This is a genomic window from Anaeromicrobium sediminis, assembly GCF_002270055.1.
Taxonomy (GTDB): Bacteria; Bacillota; Clostridia; order Peptostreptococcales; family Thermotaleaceae; genus Anaeromicrobium; species Anaeromicrobium sediminis.
Window position 1 is genome coordinate 153865 of sequence record NZ_NIBG01000007.1, and the last position, 23335, is coordinate 177199.

At 29.9% G+C, this 23335-nt stretch carries 19 protein-coding genes; 6 read left to right on the forward strand and 13 right to left on the reverse strand.

The features are described 5' to 3' along the window. Positions 1–408 precede the first annotated feature (408 nt). The 9 genes from CCE28_RS10085 to ltaE all read right to left on the reverse strand — a co-directional run bounded on the left by CCE28_RS10085 (position 409) and on the right by ltaE (position 13699). Positions 409–2412 (reverse strand): methyl-accepting chemotaxis protein, encoded by a 2004-nt coding sequence (locus CCE28_RS10085; protein WP_095133536.1) that lies wholly within the window; start codon positions 2410–2412, stop codon positions 409–411. A 260-nt stretch (positions 2413–2672) separates the two neighbouring features. Then, positions 2673–4532, reverse strand: coding sequence for a glycerophosphodiester phosphodiesterase (locus CCE28_RS10090; RefSeq protein ID WP_176461761.1), 1860 nt, complete (start codon positions 4530–4532; stop codon positions 2673–2675). A 164-nt stretch (positions 4533–4696) separates the two neighbouring features. Beyond that, positions 4697–5617 carry a cation diffusion facilitator family transporter gene (locus CCE28_RS10095; RefSeq protein ID WP_095133540.1) on the reverse strand — a complete coding sequence of 307 codons (921 nt, stop codon included), beginning with the start codon at positions 5615–5617 and terminating at the stop codon, positions 4697–4699. Positions 5618–5965: 348 nt separating this feature from the next. Then, entirely contained in the window at positions 5966–6670 is a 705-nt protein-coding gene (gene cuyB, locus CCE28_RS10100; RefSeq protein WP_095133542.1) for a cysteate racemase, read from the reverse strand. A 12-nt stretch (positions 6671–6682) separates the two neighbouring features. Continuing rightward, positions 6683–7732 (reverse strand): DmpA family aminopeptidase, encoded by a 1050-nt coding sequence (locus tag CCE28_RS10105; protein WP_095133544.1) that lies wholly within the window; start codon positions 7730–7732, stop codon positions 6683–6685. Positions 7733–7754: 22 nt separating this feature from the next. Continuing rightward, entirely contained in the window at positions 7755–9173 is a 1419-nt protein-coding gene (locus CCE28_RS10110; protein ID WP_095133546.1) for a Na+/H+ antiporter NhaC family protein, read from the reverse strand. Between the two features lie 157 nt (positions 9174–9330). Continuing rightward, positions 9331–10644, reverse strand: coding sequence for a sigma-54-dependent transcriptional regulator (locus CCE28_RS10115; protein ID WP_242972954.1), 1314 nt, complete (start codon positions 10642–10644; stop codon positions 9331–9333). After that, positions 10637–12640, reverse strand: coding sequence for an ATP-binding protein (locus CCE28_RS10120; RefSeq protein ID WP_095133548.1), 2004 nt, complete (start codon positions 12638–12640; stop codon positions 10637–10639). The genes CCE28_RS10115 and CCE28_RS10120 overlap by 8 nt, the downstream gene beginning before the upstream one ends. Before the next feature lie 27 nt (positions 12641–12667). Beyond that, a complete protein-coding gene (gene ltaE, locus CCE28_RS10125; protein WP_095133550.1) occupies positions 12668–13699 on the reverse strand; it encodes a low-specificity L-threonine aldolase in 1032 nt (343 codons plus the stop codon). A gap of 133 nt (positions 13700–13832) precedes the next feature. Here ltaE and CCE28_RS10130 point away from each other — a divergent pair, with 133 nt between their 5' ends. Beyond that, entirely contained in the window at positions 13833–15446 is a 1614-nt protein-coding gene (locus CCE28_RS10130) for a putative manganese-dependent inorganic diphosphatase (protein WP_095133552.1), read from the forward strand. An 87-nt stretch (positions 15447–15533) separates the two neighbouring features. Here CCE28_RS10130 and CCE28_RS10135 read toward each other — a convergent pair whose 3' ends face one another. The 4 genes from CCE28_RS10135 to CCE28_RS10150 all read right to left on the reverse strand — a co-directional run bounded on the left by CCE28_RS10135 (position 15534) and on the right by CCE28_RS10150 (position 18766). Beyond that, the gene (locus tag CCE28_RS10135; protein WP_095133554.1) at positions 15534–16277 is read right to left on the reverse strand and encodes a gamma-glutamyl-gamma-aminobutyrate hydrolase family protein; all 744 of its coding nucleotides are present in this window, start codon (positions 16275–16277) and stop codon (positions 15534–15536) included. Positions 16278–16401: 124 nt separating this feature from the next. Continuing rightward, positions 16402–17598: a class I SAM-dependent rRNA methyltransferase gene (locus tag CCE28_RS10140; protein WP_095133556.1), complete on the reverse strand. Its 1197-nt coding sequence runs from the start codon at positions 17596–17598 to the stop codon at positions 16402–16404. Positions 17599–17678: 80 nt separating this feature from the next. Further along, positions 17679–18236, reverse strand: a complete 558-nt coding sequence (locus CCE28_RS10145) for a hypothetical protein (protein WP_141228346.1) — start codon at positions 18234–18236, stop codon at positions 17679–17681. A 26-nt stretch (positions 18237–18262) separates the two neighbouring features. Further along, the gene (locus tag CCE28_RS10150) at positions 18263–18766 is read right to left on the reverse strand and encodes a GNAT family N-acetyltransferase (protein ID WP_095133560.1); all 504 of its coding nucleotides are present in this window, start codon (positions 18764–18766) and stop codon (positions 18263–18265) included. Between the two features lie 198 nt (positions 18767–18964). Between CCE28_RS10150 and CCE28_RS10155 the strand changes: the two genes are divergently transcribed. From CCE28_RS10155 to CCE28_RS10175, 5 genes are all read left to right on the forward strand, one after another. Continuing rightward, positions 18965–19585, forward strand: coding sequence for a hypothetical protein (locus CCE28_RS10155; RefSeq protein WP_095133562.1), 621 nt, complete (start codon positions 18965–18967; stop codon positions 19583–19585). A 241-nt stretch (positions 19586–19826) separates the two neighbouring features. Beyond that, positions 19827–20303, forward strand: coding sequence for a CBO0543 family protein (locus CCE28_RS23020; protein WP_408607027.1), 477 nt, complete (start codon positions 19827–19829; stop codon positions 20301–20303). 47 nt (positions 20304–20350) lie between these two features. After that, positions 20351–20917, forward strand: a complete 567-nt coding sequence (locus CCE28_RS10165) for a CBO0543 family protein (protein WP_095133566.1) — start codon at positions 20351–20353, stop codon at positions 20915–20917. Positions 20918–21131: 214 nt separating this feature from the next. Next, positions 21132–22439, forward strand: coding sequence for an ATP-binding protein (locus CCE28_RS10170; RefSeq protein ID WP_176461762.1), 1308 nt, complete (start codon positions 21132–21134; stop codon positions 22437–22439). Beyond that, entirely contained in the window at positions 22411–23277 is an 867-nt protein-coding gene (locus CCE28_RS10175) for a response regulator (protein WP_207652882.1), read from the forward strand. Before CCE28_RS10170 ends, CCE28_RS10175 begins: the two co-directional genes overlap by 29 nt. The last annotated feature ends 58 nt before the right edge of the window (positions 23278–23335 follow it).

Sequence of the window (23335 nt, forward strand, 5' to 3'; positions counted from 1 at the left end):
TTATTCCTCCCCATTTATTTATGATTAAAGTAAATATTATTTTCTCTGATGTGGATTATTATACGTAATATTTAATAATTATGCAATACCTTTTTTAAAATTTTTCCTATTTTTTTATAAAAATTCTTTTTTTATGTATAATACTCACTTTTTATGCACAAACTCATGTATATCGTGCATATTTATTCATTTTATACAGGATTTTATGCATAAAAAATGCATACGTCGTATGCTTCGTTATGGAACCCTATGGTTCCCTTCGACGATTGCTATCGCAATCTGAACACCTTCCTTCAAATAGGCAGGGGAATACTTCCCCCACACCCCCTTGTTTTTTTACTTACCCACAGTTGTGAAAATTTAGAATTGTAGAGTAAGTAAAAAAACTAGCTTTTAAAAGCTAGTTTTTTATAATTTAAATTCATTTACTTGTTCCTTCATTTCAAGGGTCATGTCACTTAAGGTTTGTGCTGTTGCTGATACTTCTTCCATAGAAGCATTCATTTGTTGTGAAGAAGCTGCAATTTCTTCTGATGCTGCAGAAATTTCTTCTGCAATAGAAGTAGATTCTTTGACCTTTTCTAGTATAGTATTTTTTTCATCCTCTATATTACTAGTAGAAATATTTACACCTTCTATTTTAGGAATAATTTCATTTATAGCACCTATAATGTTTTTAAAGGATCCAATAACAACATCCATTACAGTTCCTTGATTTTCTAACTCACCATTCATAATATTAGTAGTCTCTACAATCACATGAGTATCATTTGAAATATTTTCAACCAATACATTAATATTTTGAGATGAATTTTTGGTTTGTTCTGCTAGTTTTCTAATTTCTTCAGCAACAACAGCAAATCCTTTTCCTTCTTCTCCAGCCCTTGCTGCTTCAATAGCAGCATTGAGTGCCAATAGGTTTGTCTGTTCTGCAATATCATTAATAATATTTGTGATTTCATTTATTTGATAAATATTTTCTCCTAGTTTTGAAATCTTTTGAGCAAAATCATTGAAAGAGTTCCTCATTTCACTTACAGAGTCTATCATTCTTTCCATGTGCCCATTATTTTTTACAGCCATGGTATTGATCTCTTTTGAATTACCATCCACATCTTTTATAGCTTGTATAATATCATTTAATTCTTTACTGAATACATATAATGTGTTATTAATCTCTGTTAAGCTCTCTTCCTGTGAAGTTGTTCCTTGGGTGATCCCTTGAATTGAACTTGCAATATTCTCAGATGATGCTGTTATTTCTTCTGCATTAGAGGTTAATTGAGATGATATTTCCTCTGTTTTATATGCTTGTTCTTTCATACTACCTATTGTATTTTTTAAATTCCCTACCATATGATTAAAGGTAGAAGCAAGTATTCCCAGCTCATCATTAGATTCTATAGGAATTTCTATATCTAATTGCCCCTGTCCTATCATTTTCGCTTGATCTACAAGGGTCATGACCCTTTTTACTATACTATTTGAAATTCTATAGAATATGAAAGCCATAATAAGAAAAGCAATCAATGCAATCATAAATATATTTATCATCATCTTTTGAATGGTTTTATGTAAATCTTCCATGGATAATCCAATATTTAAAGCCCCTATATGTACATTATTCTTATATACAGGTACGGAAATATCATAGTTATTTCCTAGTTCCTTTACATAAATATTTTCTCCTGTGTTAGCTGCTTTACTTCCTTCATCTTCTATTGTTGTATTCACTTTATCTTCTTGGCTATGGGCTATAATTTTTAAATTTTTATCAATAAGTCCTGCGTAGGCGATTCCTTCTTTTTTTGATAAATCCTCCACTAATGTTTGGGGACTGGCCTTTTCTCTTAATTCATTAATATTATTTGCAAGAATTCCGACTTGAATCATTCCCCCATTTTTCTTTTCCACATATCCATATTTATAGTAATCATTTGTTTCTCTACTTTTCCTTATTTTTTCCATTAATTCATTCTGTTTACCACTCAAAACAACATAAGATATATGATCAGGGCCAAAAACAGCTCCTACACTTGTTGAAAGATTGGCATATATAATATTTCCATCTGCATCTGTAACATTGATTTCATCTACTTGAAAAGATTTTGCCATTTCTACTAAATATTCATTATTAATTTCACTAGCTTCATTGGATAGAAAATTCCCCATATTTCTTATTCTATTTTCTACATTTTCGTTAATCATATCCACAGTAACACTGCTTCTTTCCATTTCATAAGATATTTGTTTTGCTAAATCAATTCCATCAGACTTCATTTGATCCATTAGTTTATTTTTTGTAATTTGAATAGTTACAATGGATATTGATAGCATTACTATAAATAGTAGTATCAATGGAATTGTAAGCATTTTAAATTTGATTGAAGTATTCTTTGATAGCTTACTCATTATAAATGTCCCCTCCTCTTAAAACTTCAAATATTTCTATGGGCCATAAGGCCTATAGACATTATATATTCATTATAATTCTTCATATGTAATTATACAACATTATATCCTATAATTCCCTATAAACGAAAAGGTATACGACCTATGGTTCCCACAGGCGTATGCTACTGCAGTCTGAACACCTTCCTTTAAAGCGAGCAGGGGATGTTCCCCCACCCCCTTAATTTTTTACCTATCCATAGTTTTGAAAATTTATAATTTCATAGTAAGTAAAAAAACTCAGGAACTAAAATTAATCCCTGAGTTATACTTTCTATAATTCTTTTTAAAGATAAATTATCTTCTTTTTTTCTATCTACTACCTTTTTTATTACCTTAGGCATATCTGTAATAATATTATCCACTCCCATATTAATTAACTCCTCTGCCACTGTCTCATCATTCACTGTCCACACATGAATTTCTTTTCCAGCCATGTGAATTCTTTTAACTACCTTTTTTGTTACTACAGAAGCCTCCATGCTATACAAATCCACATTTAATTTTTCCAAATTCCCTAAAACAAAATACATTACATATCCGGTCTTTATATTAGGATTATTTTTTTTTACTCCTTGTAACATTTCATAGTCAAAGGAGGTTATAACACATTCATTTACAAACTCTTCTTCTTCAATTAACTTTACAAGTGATTTTATTAATTTTTTTTCATGACCATTTCTCTTTACTTCTATATTTAATTTTATTTTGTCTTTACTAGCCCTTATTACATCTCTTAGAAGTGGAATTCTCTCATTCTCATATTCTTTAGAAAACCAACTTCCCACATCATAATTTTTCATCTCTTCATAGGATAAATCCCATATATTTTTATTTATTCCTACTGTTCTACTTAAGTTAGTGTCATGACTAAGTATTATTTCTCCATCCTTAGTTTCTTGTACATCTATTTCCGCAAAGCTAGCGCCTTCATCTATAGCTGCCCTTATTGCTGACAAGGTATTTTCTGGAGCAATTTTAGAACTCCCCCTATGGGCTGTTACATGTACACTAAACAAATTATTCATATTTTCCATTAAAATAGATACTACTCCATATACAATAACTAGACTAAATATAAGAAATGTAGTAAATATAATAAGCTTTGGTTTATTAAACTTGAAAAACTTAGATAATATATTATAGTTGAAACTATCAACCTCTACAGGAATATTATTTTCATTAATATATGCTAAATCAAAATAAAGCCTTGTTAACATACATACATGAATAGGTGTAAATACAAATGTGGATAAAAATAATAAAAAGGCTCCCCAAAAGGTGTATAAACCTATTATTATGGCTCCAAATATGGACTTTATTCCAAATAGATATATTATTAGAAAATAAATTAAAGCGTATGAAGCAATTATTGAACCTATAACCATACCTACAAATATCTCAAATACTATAACTGTGCTTACTATATTCCTAAAGTTCTTTTTCACTAATTTGAAACTGATCTTTATACTATCCCAAACTTTCATATTTTCAATAATGGTTATATGAAGAACAAACATAGATTTAATACTTATAATAAGCCCAACCACGACTAGTATTGTAAGACATATAGTTAATAGGGTACTGTCTAATAGATAGTCCTCTATAAAGGATGGAATACTCAAATCATTTATAAAACTTGTACTAATTCCTATACCTAAAAAGGGCGTTAGCAAGAGAAAATAAATTAGTAAACATACACCTCCTAAACTAAATATCTTTGGAAACCTCTTTAATGCATTTACACTGGCTCCAATGGGGTTAATATGTTTTTTAAAATACTGTTTCTTAGATATGACTATTAAGCCTCCAATTTCAGATAATAATCCTATGCTAGATATTAAAAACATTAATAATACACATATAACTCCATAAGGACTATATATGAATTTAATTATTTCACTATTTACTAGTACACTTATTCCCCCTTTGTTCATAAAATAATTCATCATTATTGTCATAAGAGGAATCAGTACCCCAGCTATTATGGCTTTATTAATAGCTTCATAAGTTATATATACTTTATAGTTATCTTTAAAGTCTTTAAATGTATCTTTTGAAAATACAATCTTATCTTTCATATACCCATTACTCCTAATCTCCATTGTTTATGTATTATGTAATTTTTTTAGTATTGTCTTATCTATAATATTAATGTTATTCTTCATTCTATAATATAACAGAAAAAGAGATGCCATAAAAGCATCTCTTTTTCTGTTATATTTTTATAATACCATATGCCTTCTTAAACCTTTCTTCTTTTGCATTGTTTACATTCATAGGATCCCTTATGGATACATGGATCAATATGAACTATTATTTCATTTATATTAGCAAAATTATCCTTTATATCTTTCTGGGCAATATCTCCTATCCTATGGCCTTCATACACGGTAATATTCGGATCAACACATATATTTATGTCTAGATTAGCCTTAGACCCATGCTTTCTTCCCCTAAGCTGATTTATATCTCTTACACCTTTAATTTCCTTAACCTTATCTTTTATTTGTTCTATTTCTTCTTCACCTATACTTCCGTCCATTAGTTCATGTACTGCCTGTAATAAAAGTTCAATTCCTACCTTTACAACTATTACAGATACTATTATTCCGGCCAAAGGATCTAAATAACTATACCCTAATCTTGATCCTATTATACCAATTAAGGCGGCTATGGATGAGAAGGCATCGGACCTATGATGCCAAGCATCTGACATCATGGCATTACTATTTATCTTTTTAGCAGCACTTATAGTAATTCTATATTGATATTCCTTTATTAATACGGATATTATTGCAACTATTATAGTATAGAACTCAGGCTGAGCATAAGTTTTATGTATTATGGTATTAATACTGTGATAACCTATTTGTGCTCCTGTTGTAGCTAATACTAAAGCCAATAAAAAAGATGCTATGGATTCTGCCTTTTCATGGCCATATGGATGTTCTTCATCCCTAGGTTTAGACGAAATAAATAAACTAATTATAATACCCATAGAAGTTATTACATCACTCAATGAGTGTAAACCATCGGCTACCATAGCGCTACTATTTCCCCAAAGTCCTCCTATAACTTTTATAATTGTCAACAATACGTTTAAGGCAATTGTAATGGCAAGTACCTTATTTCCTAATTTTATTCTTTCCCCATCATTTAACATTTTTTAATTCTCTCCCATTCTCAAATGACATAACATTATTATATTATATACTCTTACAAGTCTTTTGTATACTATTTTTTTCCATTTGATCTATTAACTTCCATTCTCAATTGATAACAATTTGAAGATTAAAACCTTTCTCCCTATTAAAGGTATTTTACATTCCATTCATTAATACCCATAATTCAAAATAATATCTAATATTATAATTCCATTTATTCCGTATCATATTATAGGAAATTTCCCCAATTTAACTCTGGAATCATTTCCCTATCAATTAATAATATATTTAAAAACACATTTCAAAATAAAAGACAGTCTTCCCATTTTAGGAAGACTGTCTTAAACTTAAGCTAATTCCATTTCTGAAAAAGCAAACTTTATGGCACTTTTAGCTAATACGTCCATAGGATCCACATAAACACCTTCTAAATTATACATTTCCTGTGCAATGGACAATTCTGTGCATCCTAGTATAAATACATTAACACCTTCAGTTTTCATATGATTTATAGTTTCATAAATTTTTTTAACATGGTAATCCTCTTCTCCAGCTTTAATTCCATAAATCAAGTCTGTAACATATTCCTGATATATACCATGGGGTTTAACTAAATTAAGTTCGTAAGCTATGGCTATTTCATCATATATGCCCGATTTAGACGTGCCCTCAGTAGAAAGTAACCCTATGTTCTTTTCTCCAGGATAAGTTTCTACTATATTTTTAATAGTCTCTTCTATCATGTGTATAAACTCAATATCTATGGCCTTTACTATGTCCGAATAAAAATAGTGGGCCGTATTACAAGGCATTATTATACAATCTGCCCCCATCTGTTCTAATTTTTCAGCCGATTCTATTAAATATGGTCGTGGATCTTCTCCATGTCCCGTTATATAATCAGTCCTATCTGGAATATAAGTATTATTATCTATAAATATTCTAACATGATCTTGATCACAATCTGCATCTGTAAAACTTATTATTTTTTTAAATAAACTTGCCGTAGCCATAGGTCCCATTCCACCTAGTATACCAATATTTTTTCTCATTCTCTTATCCCCCTATTTCATGAAATCCATATAGTTTCTAAGGCCTTCTCTGTAATTCCCATCTCTTCCTTTTACAGTTTCAGCACATATCATGGAGTTTATGATAGCTTCTTCTACACTTTCAGCACAGGCTCTAAATAATATGTCTATTTTATCTTCATTTATTACTTTAATATCCACTATATGATCTTTTTCATAATGATGTATTTTATTGGCTGTACTAAAACCTATTACTATATCTCCACTACCATTTCCAAATAGAGATCCTGTTTTACTAAGTCCAACGCCTGCCCTTTTACAGATTCTCCTTAATTGCCTAGAAGATAGGGGCACATCTGTGGCAATTATCATAATTATAGATCCCTTATCTCCATCCTCCTGAGATTTTTCCAGTTCATATATTTTTTCTCCAACATTATAACCCTCTATTGTTAAATCCCTTTTTTCACCCATATTGGATAAAACCAAAGCTCCTATTGTATATTCCATATGTCCTAACATAAACACTCTAGAAGATGAACCTATTCCTCCCTTTAGCTTATAGGCAGACATGCCTCTACCAGCTCCTACTGATCCTTCTTCAAATAATTCATCTGCCTTTTCTAAAGCACCTATTACATGTTTTTCAGTTATATATCCACCTCTTATATCATTTAAATATCCATCATTACATTCACATACAATAGGATTTATAGTTCCTGTTGAAACTCCTATATCTTCATTCTCCCTTAACATGTATTTTACTAAGGAGTCAAATCCAATTCCCACACTAAGGGTATTGGTTAGTATTATGGGTGTTTCTAAAGTTCCTAGTTCATTTATTTGCATAAGTCCTGTACTTTTTCCAAATCCATTTATAACATATGTGGCTGCCACTAATTTTTCTTTAAAAAGATTTCCTTCATGGGGAACTATGGCCGTGACCCCTGTTTGAATGTGATCATCATTTAATGTATAATTCCCTACTTTTACTCCTAAAACATCTGTTATTAAATTATTCTTACCTGGCTTTAATCTGCCAATATTAATTTCATAATCTCTAATTCTTTTGTTAACTGTCATGCTCCCCCTCTTTTCTGTCTTTTTATTTAGATAATGCCTTTACAGGTTCATTGTTTTCACCAACAAATGTACGTCCCCATCCTGTTACTATGGAAAAACCAATTACTACTAGTAAAGCCCAACAATATATAATCCATGGTGCCATTTGTGTAGGAGTTAAAGCTGGTACTAAATCTCCAAATTGTCCACTAGCCTCCTTTGCCAAGGACTGGGCCAATAATAAAGCTGGAGTCCAAGGTAAGGAATAGGCTAGGGTACAAGCCGTTGCATCTAATAGATTAGCCCTTCTATAGGGATGAATTTTGTATTTTTCACCTAAGGGCTTAGCATAGGATGTTCCTATGGCTAAAATCGGAGGTGCATTAAGTCCCATAATAGCTGACATTATACTTACTAGTAATGCTATTGATGCTTCCACTGCAGCTACAGTTTTTACGAACTTTTCTGCCAATTCTAATAATTTCTTATCTCCTCCACCAGCTTTCATAATGTGTACACAGGATAATATGAGTAAAGCCAATATACATATTTCTATCATTCCAGCCACGCCATTTACTAAAACTCCACCTACAGCTCCATCCTTTATATAGAACAGATTTGAAAAACTATTTAACCCAAAAGGTATGGCTATACAAATAGATACTATAGTACCTATAGTTGTAGCATATATAATATCTCCCTTTTTAATGGCAATATAAATGGTAATAGCTGCTGGAATTAACATTATGAGTCCTTTTGGATTCATGTACCTAGCTAATGTCTCATATGGTACATTAGATACACTTCCTCCACCACCAAACATAACTATTATTATTAAAGTCATTATGGATGCCGTAATGGAATATCTTAATCTGGACTTTACAACGCCACCCACATCAGCTCCTTGGCTAGCTGCAGAACATATGGTTGTATCCGATACAGGAGCTAGATTATCCCCAAATGCTCCTCCTCCTACAATAGCCCCTGCAAGTATAACTGGATTTGCTCCTAATAATACTCCAGCTGGATATAATACGGACATACCTGCCACTATTGTTCCAAAACCAGTTCCTGCAGCAGTAGCAAATAGTGCAGAAGATAAAAATGTAATAATTACAAATACCATGCCTTTAGCTCCCACATGATAAGCTCCCCAAATTACACCTTGTACTAGTCCTGATGATCTTAATACGGATGCAAATACTCCAGCAAAGATCCAACAGGCTATTGGTATGATGGCAATCTTATCAGCCATACCTTCTATGACAGTTTCTGAATACTTAATCTTATCCTTAGCTAAAAAGAATGTAATCATTATTCCAGCCATGGAACCAACCCACATTCCCTTTACATCAGGTGCTTTTAATACAGAAATATAGATGGCCACAAATAAAAAGATGAAAAATGGTAAGAAAGAAGTCCAGGGACCTCCATAAAATGATAATTGCTTTTCTTTACTCATTACATATCCTCCTTTTTCATTTTAATTATTCTAAAAAGCAATTATCATGCCATATGTATGACCTACTGCACCATATGATTTTACAGAAGTTAAGTCGTGTCATCATTTTGTAAATTCCGAAAATTTGAAATTTATTTCACTCCTAATGAAATAGATTTCACTTTCTCACAATATTATATTCTTTTATTTTATTAAATAGTTGTCTTTTGCTTATGTTCAATTTTTCTGCAGCATATGCCACATTATAATCATGGGCCTTTAATACTCCTGTTATATATTCTTGTTCTAAATTTTTTCTATATTCCTTTAAGCTTTTGTATTCTTCTATTGACCTTTCCCTTATGGATATATCTCTTTTTCTCATTATTCCATCTTCTGACAAAACTACTAATCTCTCTATAATATTCTTAAGTTCCCTTATATTTCCTGGGTAATTATAATTTAATAAAAATTCCATGAGACTATCTTCAACCTTATGTATGGTTTTATCCATATTTTTCTCACTTTTTCCAATGAAAAATTCAATAAAATCTTCTATATCTTCCCTTCTATCCCTTAAGGATGGTATGTCTACAACAATGGTACTTATCCTATAAAATAAGTCCTTTCTAAATTTATTTTCTTCTATAAGTCTGTAAATATTTCTATTTGTAGCACATATTAACCTAAAATCTACTTTTATAGTTTCATTACTGCCAATTCTCTCTATTTCTTTATTTTCCAAAGTTCTTAAAATTTTAACTTGGGTATTTAATCCCAGGTCTCCTATTTCATCTAAAAACAAAGTGCTTCCATGAGCTGCCTCAAATTTCCCTATTCTATCCTTTAATGCACCTGTGAAGGCCCCCTTATGGTACCCAAACAATTCAGATTCGATTAAATTTTCAGAAAAAGAATTGCAGTTTACAGCCCTAAGTTTTCCTTCTTTTCTATTACTATTATTGTGAATATAATTTACTAATACATCCTTACCTACCCCTGATTCTCCTAGTAGTAAAATATTCACATTCCTATCGGCAGTTTTCTTACAAATCCTTAGAACATCATTAAATGTCTTATTTTTACTTTTAAGGATATGATTATTATCTATATTCTCATTTCTCAAGTTCTTTTCTATTGATTTAATTTCTTCTATTATTTTTTTTGGACTACATCCCTTTATGAAATAGGTTTCCGCCCCTCTTTTCATGGCACAAACGGCATTTTCTATAGTTCCATATCCTGTTATAATTATGACCTTAGTACTTTCATTTACTGACTTTATTCCTCTTAGTAGTTCCATACCATCCATCTTAGGCATTTTCAAATCACTAAATACTATATGATACTCATTATTTTTAACCTTAAATAGGGCCTCTTCCCCATCTTTAGCTTCATGAACATTGTAACCCTCGTCTTCTAGTATTATTTTTAAAGTTTCCCTATAATTTTTTTCATCATCTACAACTAATATGTTCATACCTTTATCCATTACAATCACCTCTTAAAGGTAGCCTTACTTTAAAAGTAGTTCCTTCTCCAACTTTGCTTTTAACGCGTATGTCTCCTCCATTTTTTTTCACTTCATTATATACTATATAAAGTCCCAATCCAGTACCCTCATTGGGTCCTTTTGTTGTAAAAAATGGATTAAATATGTTCTCCAAATCCTCTTTCTTTATTCCACTTCCCGTGTCTATACATTTAATTATTAAATCTTCATTTGTTGTTTTAATATCTATAATTATGGTTCCTCCATCTTTCATAGCATAAATACTATTAGATATTAAATTTATCAATATGTGCTTAATAGATTCTTCGTTTATGTATATATAACTTCTCTTTCCTATTATCTTTCCTTTTATATTATTTTTTTTCATTATAAGTTCTTCTAATTGGATTATATTCTCTATAATTTTTTTAATTTCTATCTTTCTTATTTCCATATTTGTCATCCTAGAAAAATTGAGTAAATTATCTATTATATTACTTGCTCTATTAACAGACTCATCTATGACGTTTATGGCCCTTTCTATCTTTTCTTCATATTTTATATTCTTCTTTAATATATAAAGATAGTTCACAATGACTCCTAAGGGGTTTCTTATTTCATGGGCCACCCCTGCAGCTAACTGGCCTACTGCCATCATCTTATTAGACTGTAGCATCTTTTTTTCACTTAATTTCCCCTTTGTTATATCCTTTATCATTATGAGTATTCTAATTTCATTGTCCTCTAGGAAAAAGGTATTTAACTCATATATTCTATTTTTCCACTCATATTCCATAACCACATTTTCATTTTTATTTATAATTTCCTTTAAATATTCTTCATCATATGGAAATAATTTGTCTTTAAATAAAATGAGCTCATTATTTATTATTTCGTCCTTATCCTTATGGACAAATTGGCATAAACTCTTGTTTACGTCCCTTATTATTAATTCCTCATCTATAACTATCATAAAATTAGTTAGTCCATCAAAAATTGTTTGTAAATTCTTTTTACTATTATAAATTTCTATAGTTTGCTTCCTTACTTCCCTCTTTAAATTTTTATTCCATATACACAATATATATATGGCCATTAAAAATATTATGGAAAATATGAATAAAAACAACTTTATTTTATTAAATACACCATCCTTAACTATGGGAGTTGATATACCAAACCATTTTTGCTGAATTTTTACCATTACACCCTTTTTTCTTAAAGCATATATGGATTTATTTATTATATTGAGTAGAATTTTATCTTTCTTATTTACTGCTAATACAGTTTCATTTTCATACATATGATTGTCTAATATTTTTAACATGTTCTTTCTACTGGATTTTTCCACGAAATAGCTTATTACAGGCTCATCCCCAACAACAGCATCTGCTTTATTATTAAGTATAAGCTCAATAGCTTCATTTATATCCTTAGTATATATAAAGGTTATACCCCTAGTATTTTTTTTCAAGAACTCTATGGCATAATCACCCCGAGGAACAGCCACCCTTTTATTAGGTAAATTTAAATAGGATTTAATGTTTCTCTCATTTCCCCTAGTTAATATTACTCCCCTCATATTGTATATGGGATCTGAAAATAAGTAGTGTTTACTTCTCTCTTTAGATTCAAACATATCACATATTTGAGTTTCTTTATTTTTTAATGCTACTAGGGCCTTATCCCATACGTAGGGTTTTATCTTAATATCCTTTTCAATTTCTATAGATAAAGCTCTCATATAATCTATAACAATTCCTTTATATTGATTGTCTTCTTCATCTAAGAATCTAAGAGGGGGAGCATTCTTATCTCCCCCATAAATAATAACCTTATTTTCCTTTAGCCAATTCTTTTCCTCTAGGGTAAATTCATTTAAAGAAAATATTTCCTTCCATATGCTGCTACCCAATTCTTTCTGTAGATATATATTTATTCCTAATAATATGATTATAACTCCTAAGAAAAAAGAGTATATTATTTTTCTTTTCATAATTATCACCTAGAATCACACTATCTTCTATTGAGGAAAAAATGTTTTTATGGACTCTATTACATGATCTAGTTCTTCCCTATTCACCCAATAATTAGTAACAAATCTATACATTCCATCTTCTGGTGGATTTATTAATATATTTTTATCTCTCATATATTGTACAAATTCGTCCACATCATGGTGAATTTTCTCCATATTACAAAATACCATGTTTATATGTATCTCCTCTAAATTAACTTCTATACCTGTTATCTCCTTTAGTTTTTTTCCTAAATATTTGGCATTTTCATGGTCTTCATCAATTCTTTTAACCATTTCCTTTAATGCCACAAGGCCTGCAGATGCTAAAAAGCCTACTTGCCTTAATCCTCCACCCATTAATTTCCTATTTTTCCTTGCCTTTAATATAAAGTCTTTACTTCCAGCTAATATGGATCCTACAGGAGCACATAATCCCTTTGATAGACAAAACATTACAGAATCACAATATTTTGTAATGTCTATTACCTCTACTCCTAAACTAGCTGCCGCATTAAAAACTCTAGCTCCATCTAAGTGTACAGGTATCTCATATTTCTTAGCAATTTCATAGATTTCTTTCATATTATCTATTGGTACAACCTTTCCTACGGAATGGGCATTTTCCATACATATTAATCCTGTATGAGGGAAATGTATATCATCCTCTTTTCTTATCTTTCTTTCAATTCTAAGAGGATCCATTATACCACCATCCGTATCTACAGTTCTCAATTGAACCCCTGCTATTACAGATGCAGCTCCTACTTCATGGGCAACTATATGACAATCATCTCCTAATATTACCTCATCTCCCCTTTTACAATGGGTAAATAAAGATAATTGATTTCCAAAGGTTCCACTTGGTACAAACAAAGCTGCCTCTTTGCCCACTAATTTTGCTGCATATTTTTCTAGCTCTTTCACCGTAGGATCATCTTCATATACATCATCCCCAACTATGGCCTTAAACATGGCTTCTCTCATTTTGCTAGTTGGTTTTGTTACCGTATCACTTCTCAAATCTATTATCTTCATGCTTATCTCCTCCTAAGTTAGATCTTAAAATAAATTCTTCTTCATAGAATTATTCTATAAATTTAAATTTTATCCTTTAAATAGTGTTTACACTTTTGGTATAATAATTTAATCACTAAAAGGAGGGATTCAAATGTCAGCATTAGTGTTTGGTCACAAAAACCCTGATACAGATTCAATAACTTCGGCCATTGCCTTTTCCCATTTAAAAAATCAATTAGGTCTTAACTCTATCCCTTGTGTATTAGGGTCTATTAATAAGGAATCAAAATATGTATTAGACTATTTTAATGTGGATGAACCAATTTATATAGACAATGTAAAAACCCAATTAGAAGATTTAAATTTAAAAAAAGTGACAGGCCTTTATCCAGAGGCATCAATCTTAACAGCTTATAAGAGTATGCAAGATAATAAATTAAAAACTCTACCTATTATAAATGAAGATGGAAAGTTACTAGGTATAACTACCATGTATGATATAGCCGTATCTTCCATAAAGGGAAACTTTTATCATTTAAATACAACCTTGTCTAATGTGGCAAAGGGATTAGATGGAACTATTATTACGGGAGATGAGAGAATTTTAGATGGAAACATATTAGTTGCGGCCTTCTACTATGAAAGTTTAAAGGGAAGATTATCTTCAAATACTATAGTTATAGTTGGAGATAGATATGACATTATAGAATATTCATTAGAATCTAATGTACAACTGTTAATCATTACTGGCAATCAAGAGATTCCAGCAGAATACATAGAAGATGGAAAGAAAAGAAATATTCCTATAATTTCAGTGCCTACGGATACATATATTACATCAAAAATAATAAATCAGTGTAATTTTGTATCATCAATTATGAAAAGAAAAGACCTTGTAAAATTTAAGCTTACAGATTATACAGAAGAAATAAAAGATGAGATGGTTAATACTAATTTTAGTAATTATCCTGTAGTAGATGAAAACCATATATTCAAAGGTTTCATAAGTAGAAAACACTTATTAAGCCCTGTAGGTAAAAATGTGATCCTTGTAGATCATAACGAATATGGACAAAGTGCTGAAGGTTTAAAGGAAGCTAATATTCTTGAAATAGTAGACCATCACAAATTAGGAGATATAGCTACAACTACTCCAATTAACTTTAGAAATATTCCGGTAGGTAGTACATGTACTGTTGTATATAGTTTATTTAAGGAAAACAATATAGAAATTCCTAAGACTATTGCAGGCGTATTGTTATCAGGTATCATATCTGATACTCTTTTCTTTAAATCTCCTACTACTACCTTCTTTGATAAAGAAGCAGTAGACGCATTAAATAAAATATTAAATTTAAATTTAGAGGAATTCTCCACTAACATGTTTAAGGCAGGTACTTCTTTAGAGGGCCAAACTATTGAGGAAATATTCTTTAAAGACTTTAAAGAATTTGATATTGAAGGATTTAAAGTGGGAGTAGGACAAGTATTTACTCTAGCCGTTGAAGACATATTAAATAAAAAAGAAGAATTTTTAGAATTTATAAACTCCATACACCATGCTAAGGATTATCACCTTACCCTATTGCTAGCTACGGATATTATTAATGAAGGATCTTATTTATTGTTTGAATCTAACAATAAGCAAATTATTCCTATAGCCTTTAATGTGGATAATATACAGGGAGTATTCTCTTCAGGAGTAGTTTCTAGAAAGAAACAAGTAATTCCTAGAATTACAGATGCAATAAATACATTAAAATAAAACCATAAAGAAAGTCCCTAGTTTATAGGGACTTTCTTTATGGACAAAAAATAATTTAATAATAATATGATTTAACAATAAAAGTTATTAGATTGATTTATTTATTAATAATTTAAATACTTCTAATTGCTTCCTATGAACCTTTGACATCATTTCAGGATGCCATTGTACTCCTAGCACAAACTTATAACCCTTATGCTCTATTGCTTCTATTATATTGTCACTGGCCCAAGCAATCTTTTTTATGCCTTTTCCTAACTTCTTTAATGATTGATGATGAACACTGTTAACCCATATTTCTTTTTGACCAAATGCCTCATATAAACTGCTATCTTCTACTATTTTTATCTTGTGACTTACTTCATATCTAGGTAATATGTTAGACATATGTTTCAAATCTGTATCCAATTGACTATATATGTCTTGATATAGATTTCCTCCAAAGTGTACATTAATCAATTGACAACCTCTACAAATTCCTAATATAGGTTTATCTCTTTTTAATACGGCTTTTAATAATTTCAGTTCAAACATATCCCTTTTGGTATTGATATGATCTATATTTTTATGGAGTTCTTCATCATAATGTTTTGGATGTATATCAGATCCTCCTGTAAATAAAAATCCATCCATCTTATCTACTATGGCTTCTATGTAATCATCATCCATAATAAGTGGAATAGCTACAGGAATTCCTCCAGCCCTCTTAACACATTCTGAATAATCCATAGTACTCATTAGCATATTTTGATCAACCATTCCCCTTACCCTTCCATTTAAATGTTCATGAGCATTAACATGATATGTAGTCAATCCTATAGTAGGCTTCATATACAATCCCACCTCTTTATCCTTTTATTATGCTATATTAGACTATCAAAAATAATATGCCCTTTTTATTTATGATTCCCTAATAAAACAAAAAAACATGGACAAATTAATCCATGTTTTTAGCTTATTTTAACTTTTTAATAAAAGCTACCTTTAAATAATTACCCTCTTTAAAGTTTTTATTTACTCTGAAATCTGAAGGTAGGGAGAATTGTTCTAATATTTTATATTTTCCCTTCATTTCTTTAAATGCAGTTTCTATAAATCCTTTAAACTTTTTCATATCAAAGGTACTACAATTGGTAGATGCCACTATTACTCCATTATTCTCTGTTATGGCTATGGCTTCCTTTAATAAATCCTTGTAATCCTTTGACGCACTAAATTTAAACTTTTTAGATTTTGCAAAGCTTGGTGGATCTAGGATTACCATATCAAATTTCAATTCCTTTTTAACAGCATATTTAAAATAGTTAAATACATCTTCTACTACTATGTCTTCAGCTTCATAATCTATATTATTTATGGAAAAATGCTCTATGGTCTTACTTAAACTCCTATTAGCCAAATCCACACTAGTAGTTTTTTTAGCTCCCCCTAGGGCTGCAAATATGGAAAATGCCCCCGTATAAGAAAAAGTATTAAGAACAGTCTTTCCCTTTGCATATTTATCCCTAATAGTCCTTCTCACATCCCTTTGGTCTAAAAACACTCCTACCATGGCTCCCTCATTAAGGTATATAGCAAAATTTACACCATTTTCCTTAACTATAATAGGATTTTCTGCCTTTTCACCCATTACAAAATCATTATCTTCTATGTATTTACCTGATGTATCAAATCTCTTCTTTTCATATATTCCTTTAAATTCAACTAATTTCTTTAAAGAATTTATTACTTCATCTCTAAACTTATATATTCCTTTACTATACCAATTTATAAGATAGTACCCATCAAAATATTCAACAGTAAAGCCTCCAATTCCATCTCCTTCTCCATTGAATACCCTAAATGCCGTAGTATTTTTACTACTATAAAAGGATACCCTTTTATTTAAAGCTGATACTAGTTTCTTTTCAAAGAATTTAATATCTATCTTTTCATTTTCCTTAGTAGTTAAAACCCAACCTAGCCCTTTGTTTTGTTTTCCGTAATATCCTCTTCCTATAAACTTGTTTTTTTCTGTCACAAGCTTTATTATTTCACCTTCATTTTTCAAATCATTTCCATTTATTAATGCTTCCTTAAAAATTAATGGATATCCATTTTTAAATTTGTCTGCAAATTTTGATTTAACTTTTAATATAATTTCTCTGCTCATAATTCCATCCTATCTATTCTTTTTCAATACCTACTATTATATCTATTTTATCCCAAATTGCCTATATGTTATTTTATAATTTAATTTTCTTCAGAATAAATTTCTTTTCCATCTTCTAACAAACTAATTTTTTTAATAATTCTATTAGTTCCTCTCCTAGATATATTATCTATTAAAACCCCTTCTCCATTAAGGGATATTTGAATTCCTATGGGATCATTTTCTCCCTTTTCATGAAAATCAATCCTCACATCTGTAGCTCTTTTTAATAATTCTTCATCTAATATGAATACAACAAAATGGGTACGGTCCATATCCTTGAATTGAAAATATATTAATTTATCTTCTTTATCTTCTGGTACAACCGTGTCCACGTTTATATATTTAATTTCTTTATTTTCCTTATTTAATATGAATCTTGCTACTCCTCGTTCTTTTTTTCTTTTAAAAAGAGTAATTCTACTATGTACTAATTCTACTTCACTTATACTAGTCATTTTATTTTCATCTAAATAATCATATATCTGTGTTTCAATATCCCTATTATCTTTAAAAGTATTTTCAGAACTGACTCCACAAGATGTAAATAATACTACCATACAAAATAATAAAACTATTTTTTTCACTGTTCCTTTCAAATAACATTCACTCCCATATGACCATATTAATTTTTTTCTAATATCCATTTATAAAACTTTTCATCTTCCTCATACAAGTCCATTCCTACCTTTAAAAGTACCCTTTGAGAAGGCACATTATGTTTTTGTGTAACTGCAAATACGGATTTTGTCTCTTCCTGTTCAAATGCCCATTTAATAATAGTATTTAGTGCCTCTGTCATATAGGATTTCCCTCTATATTCTTCTTCCATGCCATACCCAACTTCTATCTTACCATCCTTATCTGGTATATGCTTAAATCCTACCCTTCCTACGACACGATTTTCTTCTTTCAATATTATTTGCCAGTAGGTGTAGAACAGATAGTTTTTAGGATCTTTTTTTATATTATTTATTTTTATTTTATATACAATTCTCATGAGATTGCTTAGTTGTCCATTAGATTTCAGTCCAGCTTTTCTTTCTACCAATTCCTTATCTACAAGACTATTCTCTAATTCCTTTAAAGTTAGTGGTACTAATCTTAATCTATGTGAATTCAATTCCATCAATAGGCCACCTACTTTCCCCTTAATAATCTTTCATATTTAACCCCAAATAAATTATATTATAAAAAAGTCTTTATTATAAAGATTTTTTGGAAAATGTTCCATTGAAATTTTAGTATATAATAAATTAGGATTTTTTACACACACCAGGTTTTTCGGTATAATTTGGATAAAGTGATTTTATAGGAGGTATTTAACTTGGGCTTAATTCCATTATTTATATCTGTAATTATTTATTCAATACAAGGTCTTTCTAGAAGTTTACAACGATATATGGGATACTACTTAATAGAGGATTCTCCCCTTGTTACAGCTTTATTTGCACTAATTGTAACATTGTTTCAATTCGAGAAGCTCATTACTGACCCTAGTGATTTCAGTTCTGTAGACTACAGATTTTTACTAGGATTTGTAGTTATTATGGCATTAGTCACTATATCTAATCGCCTTAGGGTAAAAACACTTCGCATATATAATATACCTAAAGATATAGTCATAGATATATTAAATGAAAATTTTAAAAAGCATAAATTAAATTTAGTTAGGGATAATGATACTTATTCATCCTATAAAGTAGATGACACTAATATTAATTTTAAATTAGATGATAGTATGCTTGTTGGAGATGGTTTAGTTCTTCGACTAAATGGATATAAGGAAATATTAGATTTCCATAGCTTTTGGGATAATTTAAAATATGACTTAGAAAATGAACTATCACCTGAAGATAATAATATTAATCCATCAGAATTAATATTATCACTTATAGGATTATTTATTATAGTTTATTTTTCTTATGCTATAAACTTTGGAATATAATATAAAAAATACTATTCTACATTAATAAAATGAGGATAGGCCCATTGAAAAGTAAAGTAATCATAATCTTTTATCTATTAGATAAAAGATTTTTTTATTGGATAAAAAACCTAATGATTTAACTGACCTTTGTCATACATTTATAAAGTATATATAAGTAACAAAATTGGTAAAATAAAAATGACATTTTAGAACAAACAAGGGCGGTATAATAATGCATATAATCGTTTCTCTTTTATTTATGATAGTTGCTTTCAAGTGGGGAGATTTGAAAAATTGGAAATTATATTATCCTACAATCTTATATTTTGCTATTGGTGATTTGGCCTATAACTTTTTAACATGTAATAATCCCCTTTGGATATATGAGTCTCCAATTTTTACACACACATTTAGTGATTTACTAGTACTATCTATAGCTTTTCCTTCTTTTGTTTTAGTTTTTTTACCACATTATCCGGATGGATTTATGAATCAAATAATTTATATAGGAATCTGTGTGTTTATTTGTTCAATATTAGAGTATATTTCCTATTCTCTAGGTTACTTTTCTTATCACAATGGATGGAGTATTTGGTGGTCAGCTATACTTTATTGTATTGCTTTCCCCCTATTGATTCTTCACTATAAAAAACCCCTTTTGGTTTGGCCTATATCCATTGTATTAGCTCTTGGTACTTTATTATTATTTGATATACCTTTAAAAATCTTAAAGTAGAGCTTTTAGACAACAGGATATAATAAATAATTGTATGGAGGTTAATAATGAACAGTCAATATCCTTCTTGGGAGCATATAGTAGAACTTCGCATAAAGTTAAGAGATGCCAATTTATCATATTGGTTTCATCATGATTTGTTTTCATTCGGCTGGTGGATAATTGTGTTTTTAACTATAGCTCCTTGGATAATATGGTGGAAGCTTGTGAATAAATCACGACTAACAGAAATATTGTTATATGGATCTTTTATATCAATATTAACAACAGTCTTAGATGTACTTGGTGCTACTTTTGTTCTTTGGGGATATCCTACTATGTTAGAGCCAGGAGTACCGCCTATGGTTCCTGCTAATTTGTCAGTTTTCCCTGTAGGTTATATGTTATTATATCAATATTTCCCCAAATGGATAAAATTTTTAATTGCTGCTACAGGCATGTCTTTTATCTTTTCTTTTATTGGAGAACCTGTTTTGGCATGGTTAAATATATATGAGAATAATAATTGGAAATCTATATATTCTTTTCCTATTTATATAATAATTGCACTATTCTTTAAATACATAATTGAAAGAATCATATCAAGACAGAGAATTGAACAAATTAAGAAATAAATATTTAAACATTCCAAGAAAAATACGTTAGAAATTAGGAATCAGATTCCATTTCTAACGTATTTTTTGTCTTAGGTCTAGTTGGTTTTCCCAAGAAGTTTTACACAAATATGTTTTTATTTTGTGTAACTAGAAATTTATTGAAGTGTTTTGGTACTATTATAGTATAATAATGAAAAAAGATAATAATAAAACTGAATTGAGGAGTGATACTTTGGATGTTATTAAAGCAAATCGACGGAAAATTGAAAATATATTTGCCATGTGCATTTTAACAGTTTTCATGGGGCAAATCTATATAAGCCCTTATACTTACGGTTTTAGGTTATCTTTAGCTGTTGTTGTATTGTCTTTATTTCTATTATATTTTAAGGATTATAACGAACTTCTTATTTGCACATTGGTAGGATTTTTAATGTTTGCCTTTAGGGGTATGATTACATATCTAAGTAGCGGCAACTTAACTTTAAGCGATGTGGCCATGATATATATACCTGTAATTGCCTTCTATATCCCCTTTGGATTACTCTTTCGTCTATTAGAAGTACGAGCCATGTCTAATAGACCCCTTAATTTCATGCTGAGTCTATGGGTTTGTGATTCCTTTTCAAACTTAATTGAAGCCTGCTTTCGTAAGGTTTGGACATCAGGCCCCTTTGATAAGATTGTTATGGCCATCATCATAATGGGAGGGTTAAGAACCATTGTGACTTATATGGTTTATTGGTTGAGTAATTACTATGTGAGTCGATTTAAAATAGATCAAAAAGAAAAGTATTATAAAGAACTAGTCCTATTTACATCACGATTAAAAACAGAACTTTTTTTCTTAAAGAAATCAAGAAGCGAAATAGAAAGCACAGTATCCTTCCTCCATGAATATTATCAGAAGGTCAATGACCCAGATTTAAAGGGACCACTTCTTAAAATTGCAAAGGATATACATGAGGTAAAAAAGGATTATCTTCGAGTTATAGCTGGTATGGAATCGGCTTTTACTATGAAAAGTCCAATTAACTATATGAGTAATAGGGATATACTCTTTATCATTAAAGATAACATGGTTAAAATTGCACAAAAGCAACATAAGAAAATAATTGTAACAGTTGACTATAATACTTTATTTACCTTAAAGGAATATTATCCAATTATATCTATCTTAAATAATTTAACCATTAATAGCATAGATGCAATTCATAACTATGGACATGTTTATATTGATTGTCTTTACACAGATGATTTAATTAGATTTAGGGTTAAAGATAATGGAGTAGGTATAAGAGAAGATAAATTAGATGCCATATTTGGAGCTGGATACTCAACTAAATATGATAAAGTCACAGGAGAAATGTCTAGTGGTATTGGTTTAACACATGTGGAACAAATTGTAAAAAAACATTTTGAAGGTCATATTAGTGTAAGGTCTGAGTTAGGTAATTTTACAGAATTTATTGTGGAAATACCTTATGTAAAAGTTGGTGGAGGTCTATCAAATGATACATTCAATTTACGTTGTAGATGATGATATAAGTATAGTAAATGTTTTAAATAACTTAATAGATGAACATTACCCAGGCTCCTTTACTGGCATGGCCACTACAGGTAATAAAGCAATAGAAGAAATAATTAAACTTAAACCAGATATTGTTTTGCTTGATTACCTACTTCCCGATAAGGATGGTCTTGAAGTCATTAGAGAAATTCAAAGTGTATATTTACCTGTAATTATTATGATTTCAGAGGTTTCTGATAAAAATATGATTGCAAAGGCATATAATAATCATATTGAATTTTTTATTAATAAGCCTATAAATGTTATAGAAGTCATGGCCGTAATAAACAAGGCTAAAAAATATTTAATGATGGAAAATACTATAGATTACTTTAGGGAAGCATTTACAAACCTTAATTATTTATCAACCTTTGAATCTAGAAAAAGACCTATTAGTAGGCATGAAAAAATCAAAAGGCTTTATAGTAAGTTAGGTATTATAGGAGAAAGTGGTTGTGAAGATCTTATTAATGCTCTTATGTGGGTTCTTGAGTTAAATGGTAATAAATATAGGCTTTCAGATATGTACAAATCCCTTGTGGAAAATCCTGAGGATAAAAGTCAGTTATATGCAATTGAGCAACGGATACGGCGTACTATTACAAAGGCATTTAACACTATGGCTTCCCTTGGTGTGGAAGATTATCTAAATCCCGTCTTTGAAAATTACAGTGCTCAAATATTTGATTTTAATGAATTACGTAAACAGATGAATTATTTAAAAGGTCGATCCCAGGAACAAGGAAAAATTAATATAAGAAAATTCATTGAAAGCAGTATTGTAATCTTAAATAATGTGTGTGAATAAACAAAATTTAAAATAGTCAGAAAATAATAAGTCTGTAGTAGTCTTTTTCTGTCTTTTT

Bases quoted from the DNA above. Each gene is read 5' to 3' on its own strand.
- CCE28_RS10085 (WP_095133536.1), bottom strand. From the start codon at position 2,412: ATGAGTAAGCTATCAAAGAATACTTCAATCAAATTTAAAATGCTTACA.
- CCE28_RS10090 (WP_176461761.1), bottom strand. From the start codon at position 4,532: ATGAAAGATAAGATTGTATTTTCAAAAGATACATTTAAAGACTTTAAA.
- CCE28_RS10095 (WP_095133540.1), bottom strand. From the start codon at position 5,617: ATGTTAAATGATGGGGAAAGAATAAAATTAGGAAATAAGGTACTTGCC.
- cuyB (WP_095133542.1), bottom strand. From the start codon at position 6,670: ATGAGAAAAAATATTGGTATACTAGGTGGAATGGGACCTATGGCTACG.
- CCE28_RS10105 (WP_095133544.1), bottom strand. From the start codon at position 7,732: ATGACAGTTAACAAAAGAATTAGAGATTATGAAATTAATATTGGCAGA.
- CCE28_RS10110 (WP_095133546.1), bottom strand. From the start codon at position 9,173: ATGAGTAAAGAAAAGCAATTATCATTTTATGGAGGTCCCTGGACTTCT.
- CCE28_RS10115 (WP_242972954.1), bottom strand. From the start codon at position 10,644: ATGGATAAAGGTATGAACATATTAGTTGTAGATGATGAAAAAAATTAT.
- CCE28_RS10120 (WP_095133548.1), bottom strand. From the start codon at position 12,640: ATGAAAAGAAAAATAATATACTCTTTTTTCTTAGGAGTTATAATCATA.
- ltaE (WP_095133550.1), bottom strand. From the start codon at position 13,699: ATGAAGATAATAGATTTGAGAAGTGATACGGTAACAAAACCAACTAGC.
- CCE28_RS10130 (WP_095133552.1), top strand. From the start codon at position 13,833: ATGTCAGCATTAGTGTTTGGTCACAAAAACCCTGATACAGATTCAATA.
- CCE28_RS10135 (WP_095133554.1), bottom strand. From the start codon at position 16,277: ATGAAGCCTACTATAGGATTGACTACATATCATGTTAATGCTCATGAA.
- CCE28_RS10140 (WP_095133556.1), bottom strand. From the start codon at position 17,598: ATGAGCAGAGAAATTATATTAAAAGTTAAATCAAAATTTGCAGACAAA.
- CCE28_RS10150 (WP_095133560.1), bottom strand. From the start codon at position 18,766: ATGGAATTGAATTCACATAGATTAAGATTAGTACCACTAACTTTAAAG.
- CCE28_RS23020 (WP_408607027.1), top strand. From the start codon at position 19,827: ATGATAGTTGCTTTCAAGTGGGGAGATTTGAAAAATTGGAAATTATAT.
- CCE28_RS10165 (WP_095133566.1), top strand. From the start codon at position 20,351: ATGAACAGTCAATATCCTTCTTGGGAGCATATAGTAGAACTTCGCATA.
- CCE28_RS10175 (WP_207652882.1), top strand. From the start codon at position 22,411: ATGATACATTCAATTTACGTTGTAGATGATGATATAAGTATAGTAAAT.